This is a genomic window from Phytoactinopolyspora endophytica, from assembly GCF_004138495.1.
Lineage (GTDB): Bacteria > Actinomycetota > Actinomycetes > Jiangellales > Jiangellaceae > Phytoactinopolyspora > Phytoactinopolyspora endophytica.
Genome location: NZ_ML142849.1, coordinates 423,306 through 426,251 on the forward strand (window position 1 = coordinate 423,306; position 2,946 = coordinate 426,251).

Sequence of the window (2,946 nt, forward strand, 5' to 3'; positions counted from 1 at the left end):
CACGACGCCGGCCCGTGAAGACTCAGCAGGGCGCCGGCTACCGGCCACGCAACGTCTCCTACGGGGCCCGCGATGCTCTGGCGCAGGACACAACGAGAAGCCGCGATGGCGCTACCGTCTGTCAGGTGAGGGTGGACGCGTGCTCGGCAAGTCGACGCAGGTCCTCTACCGCGGCCGCGGCATCAGCGGCACCGTAGACGGCGGAGCCGGCGACGAAGACGTCCGCGCCGGCGTCGGCGCAGCGCTCGACCGTCTCCTTGGACACTCCCCCGTCGATCTGAATCCAGATGTCCAGCCCAGATCTGGACACCATCTCGCGTGCTTTGCGGATTTTCGGCAGGCAGACGTCCAGGAACTCCTGGCCGCCGAAGCCGGGCTCGACGGTCATGACCAGCAGCATGTCGATCTCGGTGAGCAGGTCCTCGAACTGCTCAACCGGCGTCGCGGGCTTCAATCCGACGCCGGCACGAGCACCCTGCCTGCGGATCTCGCGAGCCAGCCGCACCGGTGCCGCGGCGGCTTCGGCGTGGAACGTCACATTGGCGGCGCCGACCTCCGCGTATGCCGGTGCCCAGCGGTCCGGATCGTCGATCATCAGATGACAGTCGACCGGCACGTCGGTTCGGCTCAGGATCGCCTCCACCACCGGCAGACCCAGCGTCAGGTTCGGCACGAAGTGGTAATCCATGACATCGACGTGCACGAGGTCGGCGTTTCCGATCCGCCCGATCTCGGACTCGAGGTTGGCGAAGTCAGCGGAGAGGATGCTCGGCGCGATCTGTATGCCCACGAGACTCCAGCCTAATGGGCCGCCGGCGCCGCACCCGCACCAGAGGGCTCAACTCTGCGCCCAACCGGCCGAAGGCGTGGCACGGGCGGACTCATCGTTCGGCTCTTCCACGGGCCTGCCGCTGTACTGGGTGGACAGCACCACGGACGTCCGCATGTCACCGTGCTTCCCGAGGCGCTCGAACAGCCCTTCAAGATGCTCTAGCGACGTCGCCCGGACCTTCAGCATGGAGCAGTGGTCCCCGCTGAGCTTGTGCACCTCCACGACCTCCGGATAGTCGCTGGCCTTACTGGCCTTCAACAGGCATTGGTCGAGACGGCATCGCATACGAACGAATGCCGTGTGCTGGTATCCGACCCGCTGGGCATCGACCGCGGCGTGATAGCCGGTGATCACTCCTGCATCCTCCAGCCTGCGAACTCGCTCGGCGACCGCCGGCGACGAGAGGTTCACGCGTCGTCCCAGCTCGTTGTAGGACAGCCGGCCGTCCGCCTGAAGCTCGCGGAGGATCCGCCAGTCGGTGTCATCTGGCCTTCTTTCCATTCGTAAATCCATAGTGCTAAATCTCCTTTCCTTTGGATGCTCGTTCCTACGATATGCCGTCCATCATCCCTTCGAATTCGCTCGCCTGATTTCTAACATCAATTCGCATGACCATCGATTTCTCACCTGCGTCACAGGCCCCGCTTCCTGGTGACAAAGGGACCTTTTCCCGGCGTCGCGCCATGTCCGGCCTGTTCTCCGGGGTCGCGCTCACCGGCATCGCAACCGCTGGGGCCGGCGCCGTCTCCACCCTGATCGCCTCAGAGGCGGTGGGTGACCGATGGAGCGGGGCGCCGAATGCCCTCGCCGTGCTTGGGACCGCGGCCGGCACACTGATGCTCGGCGTCGTCATGAGCCGCCGTGGTCACCGCGCCGGCCTGGCGTTGGGATACACGCTCGCCGTCGTCGGGGCGGCGGTCGCCTGTATCGGTGTGCTCTCCGACGCCTTCGGGCTGCTGCTGGCCGGAATGATGGGCATCGGTGTCGGGAACGGCAGTGCTCAGCTCGCCCGCTACTCCGCCGCGGAGCTGTATCCGCGGGACCGCAAGGGGTTCGCGCTCTCCGTGATCGTCTGGGCCGGCACCATCGGCGGGATCGTCGGCCCGATCCTCATCTCGCCCACCGCACGTCTCGCCGAGCGGCTCGCGATGCCTGCACATGCCGGACCGTTCCTGCTGACCGCCGTCGCGGTCACCGCGGCCGCTCTCGCCTCAGCGGCCTTACCACGCCACGAACGACGAGCATCGCAACCAGGTTGGCGGCTCCTTCCACCAGGCTCGCGGCGCACCCTGCGGCTGCCGGCGGTCACAGTAGCGATCACCGCGATGGTCGTCGCGCAGCTCGACATGGTCGCGGTCATGACGATGACACCGGTGCATCTCCACCATCACGGGCACGGACTCGACACGGTCGGTGCCATCTTGACCGCTCACATGCTGGGAATGTTCGCCCTGTCGCCATTGTCCGGGCGGCTGGCGGACCGTGTGAGCGGAACCACCGTGATCCTGATCGGCATCAGCACCCTGGTCGTGGCGGCCGTACTCGCCGCGGCCGCGCCCTACGCCCATTCGTCGACGCTGCCGGCGGCGTTGTTCTTGCTCGGTTACGGCTGGAATCTGGTGTTCGTCGGTGGAAGCGGCATGCTCAGCCGCAGTCTTCCAGCCGACGCGCGCACGCAGCTTCAGGGCGCCGTGGACACCATGATCTGGAGCTCGTCGGCCCTGGCCAGCATCGCGTCAGGCATGATCCTGCACGGCTGGGGTTACGTGACTCTCGCGATCGCGGCGGGCGCGCTCGTTGTGATTCCGCTGGCCGCCATCTCCGCCAACCGAACGAAGGACGCGGCGGCAGATTGATCAAAGAGGCCCTGTGGATAACCAATTCTCGGTTCTAGACCGCTGTCATGCTTGTCCGATCAGCCCATAAGGGAGGCACAATGACACTCATGGCGGTGATGCCCCGTGCGTCGGACGGCTGGACAGTCGACGACCTCGACGAACTCCCCGACGACGGCTTGCAGTACGAGCTGCTCGACGGGATCCTGCTCGTGAGCCCAGCACCCGTACCGCTTCACCAAGAAACGGTCAGCGAGCTGTGCGTCCGGTTGCGAAACT

General features: G+C 66.1%; 3 protein-coding genes. 1 reads left to right on the forward strand and 2 read right to left on the reverse strand.

Annotated features, from left to right (window positions below; translation table 11 throughout):
* Positions 1-121: 121 nt before the first annotated feature.
* Positions 122-790 carry a ribulose-phosphate 3-epimerase gene (gene rpe, locus ELR45_RS01910; protein ID WP_129662977.1) on the reverse strand — a complete coding sequence of 223 codons (669 nt, stop codon included), beginning with the start codon at positions 788-790 and terminating at the stop codon, positions 122-124.
* A 48-nt stretch (positions 791-838) separates the two neighbouring features.
* A complete protein-coding gene (locus tag ELR45_RS01915) occupies positions 839-1,345 on the reverse strand; it encodes an Lrp/AsnC family transcriptional regulator (protein ID WP_129662979.1) in 507 nt (168 codons plus the stop codon).
* Between the two features lie 95 nt (positions 1,346-1,440).
* On the opposite strand from ELR45_RS01915, the gene ELR45_RS01920 reads away from it, so the two are divergent.
* Positions 1,441-2,688 carry an MFS transporter gene (locus ELR45_RS01920; RefSeq protein ID WP_129662981.1) on the forward strand — a complete coding sequence of 416 codons (1,248 nt, stop codon included), beginning with the start codon at positions 1,441-1,443 and terminating at the stop codon, positions 2,686-2,688.
* Positions 2,689-2,946: the final 258 nt, after the last annotated feature.